The sequence below is a fragment of the Avibacterium sp. 20-129 genome (assembly GCF_026226845.1).
Classification (GTDB): domain Bacteria; phylum Pseudomonadota; class Gammaproteobacteria; order Enterobacterales; family Pasteurellaceae; genus Avibacterium.
On record NZ_JAKKOE010000002.1, the window covers coordinates 34,616 to 51,396 of the forward strand.

Here is a 16,781-nt window from a genome sequence, read left to right on the forward strand (position 1 = left end):
AGTGCGGTAAAAAAAATGGGTATTTTTTTCACTGCACTGAGTATCACGGCGTGTAGCATTTCCCCGCAGCTTGCTGTGTCAGAAGCGATTAATCACGGAGGGCAAACTTATTATCTTGCTTCGCAGCAGGATCTCGGTACGATTGCGCGCTATGTTTACGTCCCAAAAGACGAAACTGCCGAGCAATGGCACAGTGCCATTGAGCTGTTGCAAGACCGCAATAAGGATAAGCTTTCTTTAGCCGATCGCATTGCCTTGCGTAAACGTGTTTATCGTAATACTGGCGTGCAACATTTTGATATTTACACAAGAAAAAATGAACTTTTTGCTTTTGTGATTTATGATCCTAGCGCACAAAATCCAGATTGGCAGGTAAATGTGGCGCGGGGTAAAAACATTCCATTTTGTGGGTTTGTACAATATCAATATTCTGTAAAAATTGCCAAGGATCGCAAATTGATGAATATGGCGCATCGCAGAGTAATTCGTTATTTGAAAAAATATATTGTTGATAAAGAAATGCAAAAATTAAACCGTACCCCTTTCGCTTGGAGCTGCAATAGTTAATGCAAGAAGTCTATTCCAAACAGGTGAAGCGGGCAGCAAACTGTGCGATTTTCACCGCGTTGCTATTAATTTTAGTGAAAGGCTTCGCGTGGTGGAAAACGGATTCTGTCAGTATGCTGGCTTCTATTACAGATTCTACGCTAGATTTATTAGCCTCTTTTATGAATATGCTGATCTTGCGTTTTGCTTTAATGCCAGCAGATCATAATCATTCTTTTGGACACGGCAAAGCAGAATCTCTCGCCTCACTTATTCAAAGTGCGTTTATTTCAGGCAGTGCGATTTTCCTTTTGTTACAAGGTATTTACCGTTTAACCTCAGCACAGCCGTTAAATCAAACCGCTCTCGGTATTATGGTAACGCTGTTTTCCATTGTGGCAACATTGTTACTGGTACTTTATCAAAGCCATATTATAAAACAAACGGATAGCCCCGCGATTAAGGCGGATCGCCTGCACTATCAAACAGATTTACTAATGAATATGGCGATTTTATGTTCTTTAGGCTTGAGCTTATGGGGCGTACTGTGGGCGGATGCAGTGTTTGCTATTTTTATTGCGTTATATATTTTATTGAATGCAGCAAAAATGTTTTACAATGCCATTCAGTTGTTGCTCGATCAAGCTTTACCCCCAGTAGAAATTGAGCAAATTGAACAGGTTATCCAATCACAACCGAATATTTTAGGCTTTCACGATTTGCGTACTCGCCGCTCAGGGGCGATTCGTTTTATTCAATTCCATTTAGAATTAGATGATCATCTTTCTTTTGTGGAAGCGCATCAAATTACCGATCATCTTGAACAACGTTTACGCCAATGTTTTCCACAGGTGGATATTGTGATTCATCACGAACCGACCAGTGTGGTACAAATAGAACAGGCGCAAGCTGATAGCTTACAGCAAAATAATTAGACCTAAATCAAAATGTGATAGAATTCACGAAATTTTTCTAGAGCGGATTTGGTGAATAGTGTAAGCTACGCACAGTTTTTATATTATTAACTTTGAATAAAGGTATTGACTATTATGATTAAAAAAATTGCCGTATTAACCAGTGGTGGTGATGCACCGGGAATGAATGCTGCGATCCGTGGCGTCGTTCGTTCAGCCTTAGGAGAAGGTTTAGAAGTGTATGGTATCTATGATGGTTACCACGGGTTGTATAACAATAAAATTAAGCAATTAACGCGTTATAGCGTATCCGATGTGATTAACCGCGGGGGAACTTTCTTAGGATCAGCACGTTTCCCTGAATTTAAGAAACCTGAAGTGCGGGCAAAATGTGCGGAAATTTTACGCTCACACGGTATTGATGCCTTAGTCGTGATTGGGGGAGATGGTTCCTATATGGGAGCAAAATTACTCACCGAAGAACACGGTTTCCCTTGTGTTGGTATCCCGGGGACGATTGATAATGATGTGGCAGGAACAGACTACACCATTGGTTATCAAACTGCATTAGAAACGGCGGTAACAGCGATTGACCGCTTGCGTGATACTTCAAGCTCTCACCAACGTATTTCAATCGTAGAAATTATGGGTAGACATTGTAGTGATCTGACTATTTCGGCAGGGATTGCTGGTGGTTGTGAATATATTGTGGCTTCTGAGGTGGAATTTAACCGTGAAGAGCTTATTCAACAAATTGAGCGCAGTATCATCAAAGGGAAACGTCACGCGATTATTGCAATTACAGAATTAATCTGTGATGTGAATGAACTTGCCAAAGAAATTGAAGCACGCGTTAAACACGAAACGCGTGCAACAGTATTAGGTCATATCCAACGTGGTGGTACACCTTGTGCGTTTGACCGTATTTTAGCTTCTCGTATGGGTGTTTATGCGGTAGATCTGTTATTACAAGGTAAAGGCGGTTACTGCGTAGGTATTCAAAATGAGCAGCTTGTGCATCACGATATTATTGATGCAATCAATAATATGCGCCGTGAATTTAAAGCGGACTGGTTGAAAATGGCGGCACGTTTGGATTAATTTCCTCAATTTTATTCATATAAAAAGAGCCAATTTTTATTGGCTCTTTTGCGTTTTGAAATAATAAAATTATTCTGCTCTCGGGCAAATTTCCCCCTCGACAAAGAAATAGGCAATTTCACGGGCAGCGCTTTCAGGGCTATCAGAACCGTGTACGCAGTTTTGTCGTTGGCTAAGTGCAAATTGCTTACGTATTGTCCCTTCTTCTGCTTTTTCTGGATCTGTTGCCCCCATTAAAGTGCGGTAATTTTTAATCGCATTTTCTTTTTCTAGTACGGAAACTACCACAGGGGCGGAAGTCATATAATCGACTAAATCAGTAAAAAATGGTTTGCCTTGATGCTCTGCGTAAAACCCTTCTGCTTGTGTTTGGGTTAAATGTACCATTTTCATTGCAATGATGCGGAAACCTTCACTTTCTAAACGGTTAAGAATTTTACCAATTAAGTTACGTTCTACCGCATCCGGTTTAATGATAGATAATGTCCGTTCCATCTTTCCTCCTATGAATTTGCTTTGTTTAAGAGTAAATGAGCGAGTGTTTGCACACCAATGCCTGTTGCCCCCGCAGCCCATAAATCACTGGCTGATTTACGATAAGTGGCAGAGCAATCAATATGCAACCAATGTTGTTGATAATTCTTCACGAAATAGGATAAAAACGCCGTTGCCGTGCTTGCACCAGCGCCCACTGGCAGGGTACCGATATTGGCAATTTGCGCAAATGATGATGAAATTTGATGACGGTGGAATTCTTCAAAAGGCAAACGCCAGAATGGCTCATTGCTGATTTGTGCCGCGTTAAAGAGGTCGGCAACAAGTTCGTTATCCATTGAAAGCACCGAGTGGTAATCATTTCCTACGGCGATTTTTGCCGCTCCCGTTAAGGTGGCACAATCAATAATAAATTGCGGATTTTGTTTATCGGCATCGATTAAACCATCGGCTAGTACTAAACGCCCTTCGGCATCGGTATTTAGCACTTCGGCAGTGATGCCATTACGATAAGTGATAATATCTCCTAATTTCATCGCTTCGGCACTTACCATATTTTCGGCACAGCAGAGATAGAGTTTCACCCGTTGGTTTAACCCTCCTGCAATCGCCATACCTAATGCGCCCGTCACTAACGCTGCACCGCCCATATCCGTACGCATTGTGGACATTGAATCACTCGGTTTTAAGCTATATCCGCCACTGTCAAATGTGATGCCTTTCCCCACTAAACAGGCTAAAACGGGGGCATTCGGATCTTGGCTTGGATTAAAATCCAGTTGTAGCATCGCAGGCTTATGGCTAGACGCTTTGCCTACATTCCAAATGCCTTGATAATTTTTCTCTAATAAGGCTTCCGCAGAAATAATCTCAAAACTTACCGCACTTTCACAGGCGTATTCCGCAGCAAGTTCGGCAATAAATTGTGCAGATCGCTCAGCCAATTTTTTTGGGGTGATCACATCAGAGGGTAAATTAATGATTTCTCTAACAAAATCACCGCACTGAATACGGGCAAATAGTTCTGCTTGCGGTTCGTCATCTAAATGAGGAAATTCAATAGCGTAATCTTGCTTTGCGGAATAAAAACCTTGATAAAATGCCCAACAGTTTTCTAGATCCCAATCTTCACCGACTAATTCTACCTCTTTAATACCTTGATTACGTAATTTGCGCGCAGCTTTCTGAATTAAAGTGCGGTCAGAATTTGGGGAGTTTTGTTTGATATGAACCGTGCCTTCATCATTGGAAAAACTCAGCAACGCATTTTCGCCCCAGACTGGGCTGGCAGGTTGTGTTGAAAGGTGAATTAACATAATGATTATCCTCATCCAAATTAGATTTAGTTATCCTAATACAAGTGTGAGAAAAATCAAAATGTTAAATCTCTCCTCGCTCACTTTTTTAGCGAGGGGAGGGGCAGCAAAAACTTAACCGATCGGTTTTGTTTTATAGAAAGAAATCATTGCGATTGGGGCTATTACGGTGAACCAAATTGACCATTGCAGTGGCATACCTAAATACACGCATAGCACGCCGAGGAAGGTGGCTGCGATAGCAAGTACGAAACCAATTACGCTGTAATTCGTATCTTTATCTAAATACCAGCGTAAGAAGGCTAACGCAATAAGATAAATCGCAGTGCAAATGCTTAGGGCGGTCATCGCAAATAGCGGTGAAATAGAATGGGCATTGCTTGCGTGTTCAACAACCTCTGCCATCGTGCCAAATTCTTTTACGGCGTCGGCTAACAGTTCAAGACCTGAGCCTAATGCAGTGAGCGCGATAAAAATCAATAAATGTCCATAGCCATAAACTAACGCATTATTTAAGGTACGTTCATTATGTAAAAATTCACCCCAAGGCATTTTGAAATAAAGCCACCATAAAGAAAACATTAGGGCAGAGATACCCAAACCGAGCGGGAATGCTTCAGTAAGCATTGCTTCATTGCTATGGAATAATGGCGTAATGGCGTTGGTGGCGCCTAAAATACCTTCACCTAATACGATGATAACCAATAATCCGTAACGTTCAGCAATATGGTGTGGGTGCCAAGCAGTTTTATTTGCACTTTCCGCCCAAGCTGGCACGCAAAGTTCTAATAATGCCAAGAATGGAAAGAGATTATTGAATAAATAAGGAAAATTCAATGCACTAATAGTCCAGCAAATTTGGGTGAAAATAATCCCGAAGGCATAACGCAAGCAGGTTGTTCGACGTTCAGGATCACTTTTGGCTGCACGAAACCATTGATATGCCATCGCGACCCGCATCACAATATAGCCGATTAAGATCATCGTAAAATCATTATGTTCAAAGACATTATTGATGCCAATGGCAAGAATAATTGCACCGAACATTTGTACCATTGTAACAATACGATAACTAAAATCATCATTGTCATAAGCAGAGGCAAACCAAGTAAAGTTCATCCAAGCCCACCACACACAGAAAAACGACGTGGCAAAATGGATTAAGCCTTCACTGAAATGATGTGCAGCTAGGGCGTGGTGTAAACCACTTGCGGTAGCCGCAATGGCGATCACGAAAACTAAATCAAAATAAAGCTCAAGCGTGGTGGCGACACGATGGACTTCGTGGTGATCGCGGGCTTTCATTAATTTATGAATCATTTAATACTCCAGATTAAAACGAGGAATTCGGTTGATTTAAAAACGCAATTTCTTCCGCTGTCGATGGGCGATTTAAAATCTCATTACGATGTGGATAACGATTAAATTTATCAATAATGGCTTTGTGGCGTAACTCAAAATCCAGCGTGTATTCATCATTTAGCGAACGAAATAAATCAACTGCTTGTTGGTGAATAAAGGCTGATTCACTATGCATATAGGGCATAATCATAAATTTACGCCATACTGTTGGCAGGCGAGTAAAATCAGCTTGTTTAATCGCTTCTTGGGCTAACGCTAATGCCATCGGATCTTGTGCAAATGCCGCAGGGGTATTGCGGTATAGGTTACGAGAAAATTGATCTAATACAATAATTTCTGCTAAGCGTCCTTCAATGCTTTCGCGCCAGCTTGCGCATTCACCTTGTGCTGCGGCTTTTAAAGTGCGGTCAAATTTTTCACGAATTTTATTATCAAAGTCTTCACTTTTTACAAACCAAAAAGGTTGATTTTCCTCGCTGAACCAAAAATCCAGCACCGCTTGTGGTGTCGCAATATTCATAAAATGTCCTTAATTGAAATAAAAAAATGAAGTGAATTTCACGGCGGCAGATTTTACCATAGTTTATTAAAATTTGTGCATTAGACTAAATTTCTAGAAAAAACTTGGTGAATGCCCTTGATAGGAGTATAATTTGCCCGTTTTTTGACTTATTTATTAACTAATATTAGAGGAATTAATGGCTAAAGAAGATTGCATTGAAATGCAAGGCACAATTTTAGAAACCTTGCCAAACACAATGTTCCGTGTGGAATTAGAAAATGGGCACATAGTTACTGCACATATTTCAGGAAAAATGCGTAAAAATTATATTCGTATTTTAACAGGCGATAAAGTTACTGTAGAAATGACGCCGTATGATTTAAGCAAAGGACGTATTATTTTCCGTAGTCGCTAATTTTTATTCTTCTTATTTATTGAGATTTGCCCTAAGTGATGCTTAGGGCAAATTTTTATCTATTTTTTATAATGTGATCGCAATTATCACGCTATTTACCGATAAAGAGCATAAAAATGAGAAATATCAAACATTTCGCACAACGCTATGTGGATTGGGTGATCCGTCTTGGGCGCGTGCGGTTTTCCCTGCTTGGTGTGCTGGTGCTAGCTGTACTGGCACTCTGTACACAAATGCTATTAAGCCTTTTTGTTGTAGGAACGGTTTATTGGGCAGATGTCGTGCGTTCTGTGGTATTTGGCTTGATTTCTGCCCCTTTTGTGATCTATTTCTTCACGCTGTTAGTGGAAAAGCTGGAAAAATCTCGCCTTGAATTAGCCAAATTAGTGGAAAATTTACGCCGTGAAGTCTCGGAAAGAATGGTAGCAGAAAAGAAACTATCCATTGCGCTTAATGATCTTGAACAAAATAGCCGAAATAAAACCGCATTAATGACAACCATTAGCCACGAATTACGCACCCCACTAAATGGCATTATTGGGTTGAGCCGTATTTTATTAGACGGTAATTTAACCGCCGAGCAGCAAAATTATCTCAAAACAATCAATATGAGTGCGGTGTCTTTAGGGCATATTTTTAGCGATATTATCGATCTGGAAAAAATTGATGCGCATAAAATAGAATTGAACCGCAAAGAAACGGATTTTTATGCCTTTCTTAATGATATTGCCAATTTCGCCACCTTAATGGCGGAGCAAAATCACCTAAAATTTGAATTAGACTATGAATCTGATTTACCGCAATGGCTGATGTTAGATAACGCAAGATTGAGTCAAATTTTATGGAATTTAATTAATAATGCGGTGAAGTTTACACAAAAAGGCGTGATCAAGCTCAAAGTTACACGAATTGCTGAACAACAATTTGCTTTCGCGATTTCTGATACAGGTATTGGCATTGCAGAAAGCGAATTAGCCAATATTTTTGCAATGTATTATCGTGTGCAATCCAACCAATATCAGCACGCGGGCAGTGGCATTGGTCTAGCCGTTTCCAAAACCATTGCCAATTTAATGGGGGGCGATCTCAGCGTGCAAAGTGCGGTGGGAAAAGGCTCAATTTTTACCTTAACTATCCAAGCTAAACCTGTCAGTAAACCGTTAGACTATCAGCAATATTTGCCAAGCCAACTGCGTATTTTGCTCATTGAAGATATTGAGGTCAATGTAATTGTCGCAAAATCTGTTTTGGAAAAATTAGGCTATGAGGTAGATGTCGCGATGAGGGGGCAGCAAGCCATTGAAAAATTTGAACAAAATAGCTATGACTTGTTGCTCATTGATATTCAACTGCCTGATATGTCGGGTTTTGAAATCGCTCAGTATTTACGTCAGCAATATGAAAATGATCATTATGAGTATTTACCGCCACTGATCGCCCTTACCGCCAACGTAATGCACGATAAACAAGAATATCTCCAACAAGGAATGGACGATATTTTACGCAAGCCCCTTTCTTTAGAGGCACTGACGCAATGTTTATATCAGTTTTTTAATCAGGATATTTCGCCTATCCCAGCAACCACGAAACAATACGATATTGCGCAAGATGAGATCTTAGATCTGGCTACATTACAGGAACTTGTCGTCTTATTAGGCGTAAAAACGGTAAAAAATAACACCGCACTTTTCCAACAAATGATGCCTGATTATGTGAAAGAGTTGTTCTCTGCTTATGAAATGTACAAACTTCAACCTGAATATCAAAAAGAAGTGGCAAATATTGCCCATAAAATAAAGGGGGCAGCAGGCGCCGTGGGGTTAAAACGTATCCAACATATTATGGAACAAGCACAACATAATGAATTTGCTGATTGGGAAAATAACATTGCGGATTGGTTAGAGACATTTTCACAATATTGGCAAAAAGATCTTGATAAATTAATGGATTGGTTAAATTCTTACAATAATTAGCCTTGTTTTGCGCTATCGATCTAGCAATGCTTAAAGGATTTAGCTAAAATCTATATCGTTCAAATTTAATACTAACGAAGAGGAAGAAACCGATGAATTTTCCAAATATTGCCAAACAAGTTATTGAGAAGTTGGGCGGTAAAGAAAATATCAGTGCGCTTGCACATTGTGCAACTCGCTTACGTATTGTAGTCAAAGATGAAGGCAAAATTGATAAAGAGGCGATCGAAAATATTGATGGCGTAAAAGGTCAATTTTCTGTTTCAGGACAATATCAGATTATTTTTGGTTCGGGGACCGTAAATAAAGTACACGATGAAATGGCAGCATTATTAAACATCGGGGATATGACGAAAAATGAGGTTGCAAAACAAGCTTCAGACAATAACCAAGGGCTAATTATGCGTCTGGTGAAAGGCTTAGCAGATATTTTTGTGCCAATTATCCCTGCCATTGTAGCGGGCGGTTTATTAATGGGGATCCACAGTATGCTTACTGCACAAGGATTCTTCTGGGATGTGCCACAAGCCCTGCGCGATTCTGGGCAGCCTATCACGGGGTATTCCGTTGTCGATCACTTTAGTAATCTTTCCGATCTTGTTGATTTTATTAATACTATTGCCAATGCGCCTTTCGTCTTCTTGCCCGTGTTGCTGGGCTTTTCGGCCACTCGCAAATTTGGTGGAAACCCGTTCTTAGGGGCTGCATTGGGGATGTTATTGGTTCACCCAGCACTGGCAGATGGTTGGAACTATGCTCTGACCGCCGCGCAAGGCAAAATCACGCACTGGAATGTATTTGGTTTAGAAATTGAAAAAGTCGGCTATCAAGGCACGGTAATTCCAACCTTAATTTCGGCGTGGGTTCTTGCTACCTTAGAGAAAACTTTCCGTAAATTTGTGCCGTCTTATCTAGATAATCTTATTACGCCAATGTTCTCGTTATTTATCGCGGGGTTATTAGCCTTTACCGTGATTGGCCCAATCGGACGTGAAGCGGGGGATTTAATCACCATTGGTTTAACTTGGTTATATGACAAACTTGGCTTTATCGGCGGCGGTATTTTTGGGACATTCTATGCACCAATCGTCATTACAGGTATGCATCAAACCTTTATTGCAGTAGAAACTCAGCTCCTTTCTAATATGTCATTATCAGGTGGTACTTTCATTTTCCCAATTGCTGCAATGTCAAATATCGCACAAGGGGCGGCTTGTTTAGGCGTAGCCTTTGCATTGAAAGATCCAAAAGTACGTGGTTTAGCCGTGCCTTCAGGGATTTCCGCCTTATTAGGCATCACCGAGCCAGCAATGTTTGGGGTAAACTTACGCTATCGTCAAGCCTTCTTAGCGGCAATGATTGGTTCTGGATTATCAAGTGCATTTATTGCGTTCTTCAATGTGAAAGCACAAGCGCTGGGCGCGGCAGGCTTCTTAGGTATTCCGTCGATTAAACCAGACAGCCTTGCAATGTATAGCGTGGGAATGGTTATTTCTTTCGCGGTGGCTTTCACGCTTTCTGTGATTTTAGTAAAACGTGCGCAAGCTAAAGGATAATCGCAAGCTAAAAGATAATATTGCATAAAACTTCGTAAAAAAGCACCGCACTTTGATCTGCACCCTAAACAGGAATACAATATTCTGCGTTTGAGGTGCAGATTTTTATTTTCAATGAGGCAAAAAATGAAGACGCAAATTGATAAATTAGCTTGGTTATATATTAAAGACAATCAAGTATTAATGGCGCGTTCCAAAGGAAAAGAAAAATTTTATCTACCCGGTGGGAAAAGAGAGCAAGGTGAAACGGATCAACAAGCGTTGTTGCGGGAAATTAAAGAAGAGTTGGGTATTACCTTAATTGAATCTAGTCTTGAAAGAATTGGTGAATTTTCAGCTCAAGCAGATGGCAAAAACAGTGATTGCATCGTAACACTCCGTTGCTATAAAGCCGATTTCATCGGCGATTATCGCCCTGAAAGTGAAATTGCTGAACTGGCTTGGCTGGATTACCAAAGCAAAGAAAAATGCTCTTTAGCGACACAAAAAGTATTGGAATATTTAAGACAGCAAGGTACGTTAGAATAAACGCACCAAAAAATAACCGCACTTTGAAAGTGCGGTTATTTCTTCCGTTTTTTACGATTAATTAGCGTTTGAACATATTGCCAAGGCCGCCTAAACCGCCCATTCCGCCCATCATTCCTTTCATTCCACGCATCATTTTTGCCATTCCACCTTTACGCATTTTTTTCATCATACGTTGCATTTCGTCAAATTGTTTCAGCAATTTATTCACGTCTTGTACTTGTGTGCCAGAGCCTAAGGCGATACGGCGGCGGCGTGAACCTTTGATGATTTCAGGTTTAGCGCGCTCTTTTAAGGTCATTGAATTGATGATGGCTTCCATTTTAATAAACATTTTGTCATCAACTTGATTTTTGATGTGATCAGGCAGGTTTTTCGCACCCGGTAATTTTTCCAGCATTGTCATCATTCCGCCCATTTTTTTCATTTCAATAAGCTGATCACGGAAATCTTCCAATGTGAAATCATCGCCTTTTTGGAATTTTTTTGCCATTTTTTCCGCTTTTTCTTGATCCACTGAGCGTTGTAGATCTTCAATTAGCGAAAGTACGTCCCCCATTCCTAAAATGCGTGAAGCAACACGATCAGGGTGGAAAGGCTCAAGGGCGTCAGTTTTTTCCCCAACCCCTAAGAATTTAATCGGTTTGCCGGTGATTTGGCGAATAGAAAGTGCCGCACCGCCGCGCGCATCACCGTCCACTTTGGTCAGAATCACCCCAGTAAGCGGTAGCGCTTCATTAAAGGCTTTTGCAGTATTCGCGGCATCTTGTCCGGTCATTGCGTCGACGGTGAAAAGGGTTTCCACTGGGTTAAGTGCGGTGTGAATTTTTTGGATTTCTTCCATCATTTCACTATCAACGTGCAAACGACCCGCGGTATCCACAATCAACACATCGTAGAATTTGAGTTTAGCATCAGCAAGGGCGGCTTGCACAATTTCTACGGGGTTTTGTTGGCTATTAGACGGGAAGAAATCTACCCCAACGGCTTGCGCAAGGGTTTCAAGTTGTTTGATCGCGGCTGGGCGATACACGTCCGCCGAGACCACCATCACTTTTTTCTTCTGACGTTCACGTAAGAATTTGGCGAGCTTACCCACGCTCGTGGTTTTCCCCGCCCCTTGCAAACCTGCCATTAAAATTACCGCAGGCGGTTGGGTCGCAAGGTTGAGGCTCTCATTGGCTTCACCCATTGCTTTTTCAAGCTCAGATTGCACAATTTTGAGAAATTCTTGTCCCGGCGTTAAGCTACGATTGACTTCTTCACCGATAGCACGTTCTTTGACTTTATTAATAAATTCACGCACGACGGGTAAAGCAACGTCTGCTTCAAGCAATGCCATACGCACTTCACGCAGGGTATCTTTAATATTATCTTCGGTTAAACGTCCTTTCCCCGTAATGTTACGCAGGGTTTTCGAGAGACGATCAGAAAGGTTTTCAAACATCGTTTTTCCTAAATTTGAGTGGAATGAAATGAAATAAATTGTGCCAATTATACTGAAATCCCACAGATTTTCATCATTTGCAAGAAATTTATAGCGATTTTAGTGCGGCAAGGCTAGAATAAAAATAATTCTTGATTTGGCTTTAAGGTGAGTAAAAATGTGGTTTGCCATATTTTCGATTTTTTTATACATAATCAGTATTTTGTTCATTACCCCAATGTTATTAAAAGCACACTCGGGAGAACAAACGAAAAAACCGAATAAAACATTGTTTTTTTGCACCGCACTTTTGGCAGTTGTGGCACATTGCATTAGTCTTGTCCCCCTGTTTTCTCATTTAGCGAATGCCCAACAATTTACCCTGATGGATATTAGTTCTCTGCTAAGTGTAATTGTGGCTGCTTTGGCAACCTTTGCGCTTGGTTTTCGAGTGAATACCCTGTGGTTCTTATTACCCATTGTGTATTGTTTGGCGATAATTAATTTGATTTTACAGACATTTTTACCTATCGCACTTGTGCAACATTTAATCCATAATGTGGGCTTATTTTTACATATCGGTTTAGCCTTATTGGCTTATGCGGTATGTTTTATTGCGACCTTATATGCCGTTCAATTGTGGTGGATTGATAGAAACTTAAAAAGTAAAAAGTTAGCATTATCGCCTATTATTCCGCCATTAATGACGGTAGAACGGCATTTTTTCCGTTTGATGTTAAGTGGTGAGTTCTTACTGACTTTAACGTTAATCTCTGGCGCAGTGTATTTACCCGACTTTTTTGGTATGCAAAATGTACAAAAAGCGATTTTTTCTTTTTTAGCGTGGGTTGTGTTAGCCATTGCCTTAATTGGGCATTGGAAATGGCACTGGCGTGGAAAAAAGGTGATTATTTATAGCATTTCGGGTATGATTTTGCTCTCAATTGCTTATTTTGGCAGTCGTGTTGCGTTTGGGCTGGGGCTTTAATTTGAGTGCCCAAGAACGATGGTTTGATAAAAGGATTTGATTTTGGATAGTATCCCCCTTAGTACATTATTTATCACGTTAATTATTTTACTGATTTTATCCGCCTATTTTTCTAGCTCAGAAACGGGCTTACTTTCTGCCAATCGTTATCGAATGCGGTTCCTTGCTGAAAAGGGACATAAAGGCGCAAAAAAGGCAGAAAAATTACTCAAGAAAACCGATATTCTGCTTAGCCTTATTTTAATTTGTAATAACCTCGTTAATATTTCCGCTTCCGCGATTGCAACCATTATTGGAATGCGTTTGTATGGCGATATGGGGGTGGCGATTGCCACTGGGGCATTAACTTTCGCAATGCTGATTTTCGCTGAAATTTTCCCCAAAACCATTGCAGCACTTTACCCCGAAAAAGTGGCATTTTTATCAAGTCATATTCTTACGCCATTGCTGAAAATTTTTAGCCCAATCGTGTTCTTAATGAACCTGATTATTCGTGGCTTGATGAAATTATTCCGTGTTAAAAATGAACAAAAAGTCAGTTCATTAAGCACGGAAGAGCTACGTGCTATTGTGAATCAATCAGGGCATTTCATTCCTTCCGCTCACCAAGAAATGTTGCTTTCTATTTTGGATTTAGAAAAAGTGACGGTGGACGATATTATGGTGCCACGCAACGATATTGGCGGGATCAACATTGACGATGATTGGAAAGCCATTATGCGTCAGCTTAATCACTCGGCACACAGTAAAATCGTGCTATACAAAGAAAGTATGGACGAAAATGTGCTAGGTATTTTACGTGTGCGTGAAGCGTATCGTTTAATGTTAGATAAAAATGAATTTAGTAAAGAGACATTAATTCGAGCAGTTGATGAGGCCTATTTTATCCCTGAAGGCACCCCATTAAATGCACAATTAGTCAACTTCCGTAATAAAAAAGAACGTATAGGTTTAGTGGTTGATGAGTATGGCGACATCAAAGGCTTGGTGACATTGGAAGATATTTTGGAAGAAATTGTGGGTGAATTTACCACTTCTACCGCCCCTTCCATTGATGAAGAAGTTACCCAGCAATCAGATGGCTCAATGATTATTGAAGGATCAGCAAATATCAGGGATTTAAATAAATTATTTGACTGGCATTTGGATACCGATGAAGCCCGAACCTTCAATGGACTTATTTTAGAGCATTTAGAAGAAATTCCTGATGAAGGAACAGAATGTGAAATTAACGGCTTAAAAATCACGATTTTAGAAGTCGCAGATAATATGGTGAAACAAGCGAGAGTAGAAAAGATTTCATCAGCAACACAGCCAAACTAAACGCGTTTTCTTATCATAAAAGCAGAAAGACGAAAGGTGAATTGCCTTTCGTCTTTTTCTTTTGCCTTGCATTTACTTTTTGTTTTTGAATGTTATCTAATTTATTTATAAAAGTGCGGTGTTTTTTTTATGAGTTTTTTCTTATTTTTAAAGGTTTTATTGTTGGTAGATAAAAATTTGCTTTTTCCCATTTCTGACGATTGACTAAAGATGCAAAAAAAAACGATAATAATTCTCAATATTTTAATGATGTGTAATAAAGGAAGTTCATTATGAAGAAAGCAAAATTTGTTCTTTTACCTCTCGCAACACTTGTGGCAACGGCGGTGCAAGCGGAAACCTTAGGTGTGATTGATGTTGTTACTGAAAATACCGGAGCGAAAAGCAAAACCAATGTCGTTACCCTAAAACAAATGGAGCGTAGTACGGAAACGGATTTACGTGGTTTGTTATTTAATGAGCCTGCGATTAATTTTGGTGGTGGAAATGGCGGAACATCGCAATGGGTAACAATTCGTGGAATGGGGCAAGATCAAATTGACTTCAAAGTGGACAATACTTATTCAGATACCCAATCTTTCCACCACGAAGGTCGCTTCTTATTGGATCCAGCCTTAATTAAACGTATTGATGTGCAAAAAGGCGCGGGTTCTGCCAGTGCTGGGATTGGTGCAACCAGTGGCTCAATTATTGCAACAACCGTTGATGCGCAAGATTTATTAAGAGAAGGGCAAGATTTTGGGTTTAAACTTACTGGCGGTGTGCGTAGTAATAAAGGCTATACGCAAGGCGCGAGTGTATATGGCAAAGTAGGGGCATTTGATGCGTTAGTTTCAGGTAACTGGAATCACAAAGAAAACTATAAAGGCGGTAAAGATTATAAAAATCTTAATGGTTCAGATACCGTACAAAACAGCGCACTAGGTGAGCGTGGCTTATTGGCTAAATTAGGTTGGGATATCACTGAAAATCAACGTGTGGTACTAAGCCATCGCCAAGAACGTTACTATGGTGTGCGTGCATTGCGTGAAGAATTTGATTTTTCTAATTCTTATGTTTCTACTGCTCGCTTATCTCAAGAACAACGTGATAAGGGTTATCGTTTAAGTTCAGTTTATGCAGGAAAAGACAGACGTGGTAACGATTCTTATTATGTACTTGACCAAAACGGCAACTATGTGGTGAATGAAGAGAATAATAACCCACGTTACCGTACCACTACGCAAGATACCACCAATTTGGAGTGGACAGGTAAGAATATGGGCTTTGTTACCGAAGCGAAAGCCAATGTTTATCATACAAAACGTGTACGTGAAGAAGGAAGCAGTAAAACCCAAATTCTTACTACGGGAGCTAACTTAAATTTAGACAGCGCCATTGGTGAAAATCACCTAGTGAAATACGGCGTAAATTATCGTAAACAAGTAGGAAAACCAAATCAACTTGCCGCAGGTGCGCATAATCAACGCAAAGACGATCTCGGCGTGTATGTAGAAGGCATTTGGGGAATGGGGCCTGTCATCTTAACAACAGGGGCGCGTTATGATTACTTTAACTTTAAAGCGTCAAATGGCTCTAAGGCAAGCAAAGGGCATTTTAACCCAAGTGCGGGCTTAATTTGGCAAGTTTCTGATGATTTAAGCTTGAACACCAGCTTGAACTATGCAACCCGTAGCCCTCGTTTATATGAGGTAATGATTGCTGGTTCTGGCACAATTGGGATTGATAGCAATATCCGTGCAGAAAAAGCCCGTAATGCAGAAATTGGTTTCAATTATGATTTAAATGATCGTATTTCACTAAGTGGAAGTTACTTCTGGCAAAAAGTAAAAGATGCGATGTCATTGAAAAATAATGTTATTTATAATGGCGCATTATTGCGTAACCAAGGTTATGAACTATCCGCTGCTTATAAACACGCGGGCTTAACACTACGCGCAGGTGTGGCAGAAAGTAAACCTGAAGTCTATGGTAATGTGGCGGATAATACAGTATTTGCTGTGGCAACAGGGCGTACTTGGACAACCGAAGTGTCGTACAAATTCGCTAATCCAAACTTAATTATCGGTTGGAAAGGACGTTTTGTTGAAGGCGAAACAGGAACACCTAGCCGTGGTTCAGGTGGAAGCGCAAGTGTGAAACAACCGGGTTATGGCGTAAATGATCTTTATGCGAGCTGGGAAGCCAATGAAAATCTCACGATTAACGTTGCAGTAGATAATGTATTCAACAAAAACTACAAAAGCCATAGCCAGCGTGCAGGGGTAAATAGTTTAACGGGCTCTGGACGCGACTTTAGAATGAATGTAAATTACACATTCTAATCTGTTTAACAA

General features: G+C 40.3%; 15 protein-coding genes. 10 read left to right on the plus strand and 5 right to left on the minus strand.

Annotation, left to right across the window (positions count from 1 at the left end; all coding sequences use genetic code 11):
* Positions 1-15 precede the first annotated feature (15 nt).
* The 3 genes from L5B90_RS07690 (at position 16) to pfkA (ending at position 2,561) form a co-directional block, all read left to right on the plus strand.
* Positions 16-567: a hypothetical protein gene (locus L5B90_RS07690; protein WP_442778772.1), complete on the plus strand. Its 552-nt coding sequence runs from the start codon at positions 16-18 to the stop codon at positions 565-567.
* Positions 567-1,481: a cation diffusion facilitator family transporter gene (locus tag L5B90_RS07695; RefSeq protein WP_265762585.1), complete on the plus strand. Its 915-nt coding sequence runs from the start codon at positions 567-569 to the stop codon at positions 1,479-1,481. Before L5B90_RS07690 ends, L5B90_RS07695 begins: the two co-directional genes overlap by 1 nt.
* 114 nt (positions 1,482-1,595) lie before the next feature.
* Positions 1,596-2,561, plus strand: a complete 966-nt coding sequence (gene pfkA, locus L5B90_RS07700) for a 6-phosphofructokinase (protein WP_250349536.1) — start codon at positions 1,596-1,598, stop codon at positions 2,559-2,561.
* Between the two features lie 69 nt (positions 2,562-2,630).
* Here pfkA and ndk read toward each other — a convergent pair whose 3' ends face one another.
* The 4 genes from ndk to L5B90_RS07720 all read right to left on the minus strand — a co-directional run bounded on the left by ndk (position 2,631) and on the right by L5B90_RS07720 (position 6,254).
* Entirely contained in the window at positions 2,631-3,056 is a 426-nt protein-coding gene (gene ndk, locus L5B90_RS07705) for a nucleoside-diphosphate kinase (protein WP_250349537.1), read from the minus strand.
* 8 nt (positions 3,057-3,064) lie between these two features.
* Positions 3,065-4,372: an aminopeptidase PepB gene (gene pepB / locus L5B90_RS07710; protein ID WP_265762586.1), complete on the minus strand. Its 1,308-nt coding sequence runs from the start codon at positions 4,370-4,372 to the stop codon at positions 3,065-3,067.
* A gap of 114 nt (positions 4,373-4,486) precedes the next feature.
* The gene (locus tag L5B90_RS07715) at positions 4,487-5,692 is read right to left on the minus strand and encodes a low temperature requirement protein A (protein ID WP_265762587.1); all 1,206 of its coding nucleotides are present in this window, start codon (positions 5,690-5,692) and stop codon (positions 4,487-4,489) included.
* A gap of 13 nt (positions 5,693-5,705) precedes the next feature.
* Positions 5,706-6,254: a DUF924 family protein gene (locus tag L5B90_RS07720; RefSeq protein WP_250349540.1), complete on the minus strand. Its 549-nt coding sequence runs from the start codon at positions 6,252-6,254 to the stop codon at positions 5,706-5,708.
* A gap of 178 nt (positions 6,255-6,432) precedes the next feature.
* On the opposite strand from L5B90_RS07720, the gene infA reads away from it, so the two are divergent.
* The 4 genes from infA (at position 6,433) to L5B90_RS07740 (ending at position 10,708) form a co-directional block, all read left to right on the plus strand.
* Entirely contained in the window at positions 6,433-6,651 is a 219-nt protein-coding gene (infA, locus tag L5B90_RS07725; protein WP_250363543.1) for a translation initiation factor IF-1, read from the plus strand.
* 116 nt (positions 6,652-6,767) lie between these two features.
* Positions 6,768-8,624 carry an ATP-binding protein gene (locus L5B90_RS07730; protein WP_265762588.1) on the plus strand — a complete coding sequence of 619 codons (1,857 nt, stop codon included), beginning with the start codon at positions 6,768-6,770 and terminating at the stop codon, positions 8,622-8,624.
* Between the two features lie 92 nt (positions 8,625-8,716).
* Positions 8,717-10,180 (plus strand): sucrose-specific PTS transporter subunit IIBC, encoded by a 1,464-nt coding sequence (locus L5B90_RS07735; protein WP_250363541.1) that lies wholly within the window; start codon positions 8,717-8,719, stop codon positions 10,178-10,180.
* Positions 10,181-10,306: 126 nt separating this feature from the next.
* A complete protein-coding gene (locus tag L5B90_RS07740) occupies positions 10,307-10,708 on the plus strand; it encodes an NUDIX hydrolase (protein ID WP_250363540.1) in 402 nt (133 codons plus the stop codon).
* Between the two features lie 61 nt (positions 10,709-10,769).
* On the opposite strand, the gene ffh is transcribed toward L5B90_RS07740, so the two are convergent.
* A complete protein-coding gene (gene ffh / locus L5B90_RS07745; RefSeq protein ID WP_265762589.1) occupies positions 10,770-12,155 on the minus strand; it encodes a signal recognition particle protein in 1,386 nt (461 codons plus the stop codon).
* Positions 12,156-12,312: 157 nt separating this feature from the next.
* On the opposite strand from ffh, the gene L5B90_RS07750 reads away from it, so the two are divergent.
* The 3 genes from L5B90_RS07750 (at position 12,313) to L5B90_RS07760 (ending at position 16,769) form a co-directional block, all read left to right on the plus strand.
* A complete protein-coding gene (locus L5B90_RS07750; RefSeq protein WP_250349548.1) occupies positions 12,313-13,122 on the plus strand; it encodes a cytochrome C assembly family protein in 810 nt (269 codons plus the stop codon).
* Positions 13,123-13,164: 42 nt separating this feature from the next.
* The gene (locus tag L5B90_RS07755) at positions 13,165-14,445 is read left to right on the plus strand and encodes an HlyC/CorC family transporter (RefSeq protein WP_250349549.1); all 1,281 of its coding nucleotides are present in this window, start codon (positions 13,165-13,167) and stop codon (positions 14,443-14,445) included.
* 272 nt (positions 14,446-14,717) lie between these two features.
* Positions 14,718-16,769 carry a TonB-dependent siderophore receptor gene (locus tag L5B90_RS07760; RefSeq protein WP_265762590.1) on the plus strand — a complete coding sequence of 684 codons (2,052 nt, stop codon included), beginning with the start codon at positions 14,718-14,720 and terminating at the stop codon, positions 16,767-16,769.
* The last annotated feature ends 12 nt before the right edge of the window (positions 16,770-16,781 follow it).

Excerpts from the sequence above, each read along its gene's own strand:
- ffh (WP_265762589.1), bottom strand. The coding sequence starts at position 12,155 with ATGTTTGAAAACCTTTCTGATCGTCTCTCGAAAACCCTGCGTAACATT.
- infA (WP_250363543.1), top strand. The coding sequence starts at position 6,433 with ATGGCTAAAGAAGATTGCATTGAAATGCAAGGCACAATTTTAGAAACC.
- L5B90_RS07695 (WP_265762585.1), top strand. The coding sequence starts at position 567 with ATGCAAGAAGTCTATTCCAAACAGGTGAAGCGGGCAGCAAACTGTGCG.
- L5B90_RS07735 (WP_250363541.1), top strand. The coding sequence starts at position 8,717 with ATGAATTTTCCAAATATTGCCAAACAAGTTATTGAGAAGTTGGGCGGT.
- L5B90_RS07690 (WP_442778772.1), top strand. The coding sequence starts at position 16 with ATGGGTATTTTTTTCACTGCACTGAGTATCACGGCGTGTAGCATTTCC.
- L5B90_RS07715 (WP_265762587.1), bottom strand. The coding sequence starts at position 5,692 with ATGATTCATAAATTAATGAAAGCCCGCGATCACCACGAAGTCCATCGT.
- L5B90_RS07720 (WP_250349540.1), bottom strand. The coding sequence starts at position 6,254 with ATGAATATTGCGACACCACAAGCGGTGCTGGATTTTTGGTTCAGCGAG.
- L5B90_RS07740 (WP_250363540.1), top strand. The coding sequence starts at position 10,307 with ATGAAGACGCAAATTGATAAATTAGCTTGGTTATATATTAAAGACAAT.
- pepB (WP_265762586.1), bottom strand. The coding sequence starts at position 4,372 with ATGTTAATTCACCTTTCAACACAACCTGCCAGCCCAGTCTGGGGCGAA.
- ndk (WP_250349537.1), bottom strand. The coding sequence starts at position 3,056 with ATGGAACGGACATTATCTATCATTAAACCGGATGCGGTAGAACGTAAC.
- L5B90_RS07760 (WP_265762590.1), top strand. The coding sequence starts at position 14,718 with ATGAAGAAAGCAAAATTTGTTCTTTTACCTCTCGCAACACTTGTGGCA.
- pfkA (WP_250349536.1), top strand. The coding sequence starts at position 1,596 with ATGATTAAAAAAATTGCCGTATTAACCAGTGGTGGTGATGCACCGGGA.
- L5B90_RS07750 (WP_250349548.1), top strand. The coding sequence starts at position 12,313 with ATGTGGTTTGCCATATTTTCGATTTTTTTATACATAATCAGTATTTTG.
- L5B90_RS07730 (WP_265762588.1), top strand. The coding sequence starts at position 6,768 with ATGAGAAATATCAAACATTTCGCACAACGCTATGTGGATTGGGTGATC.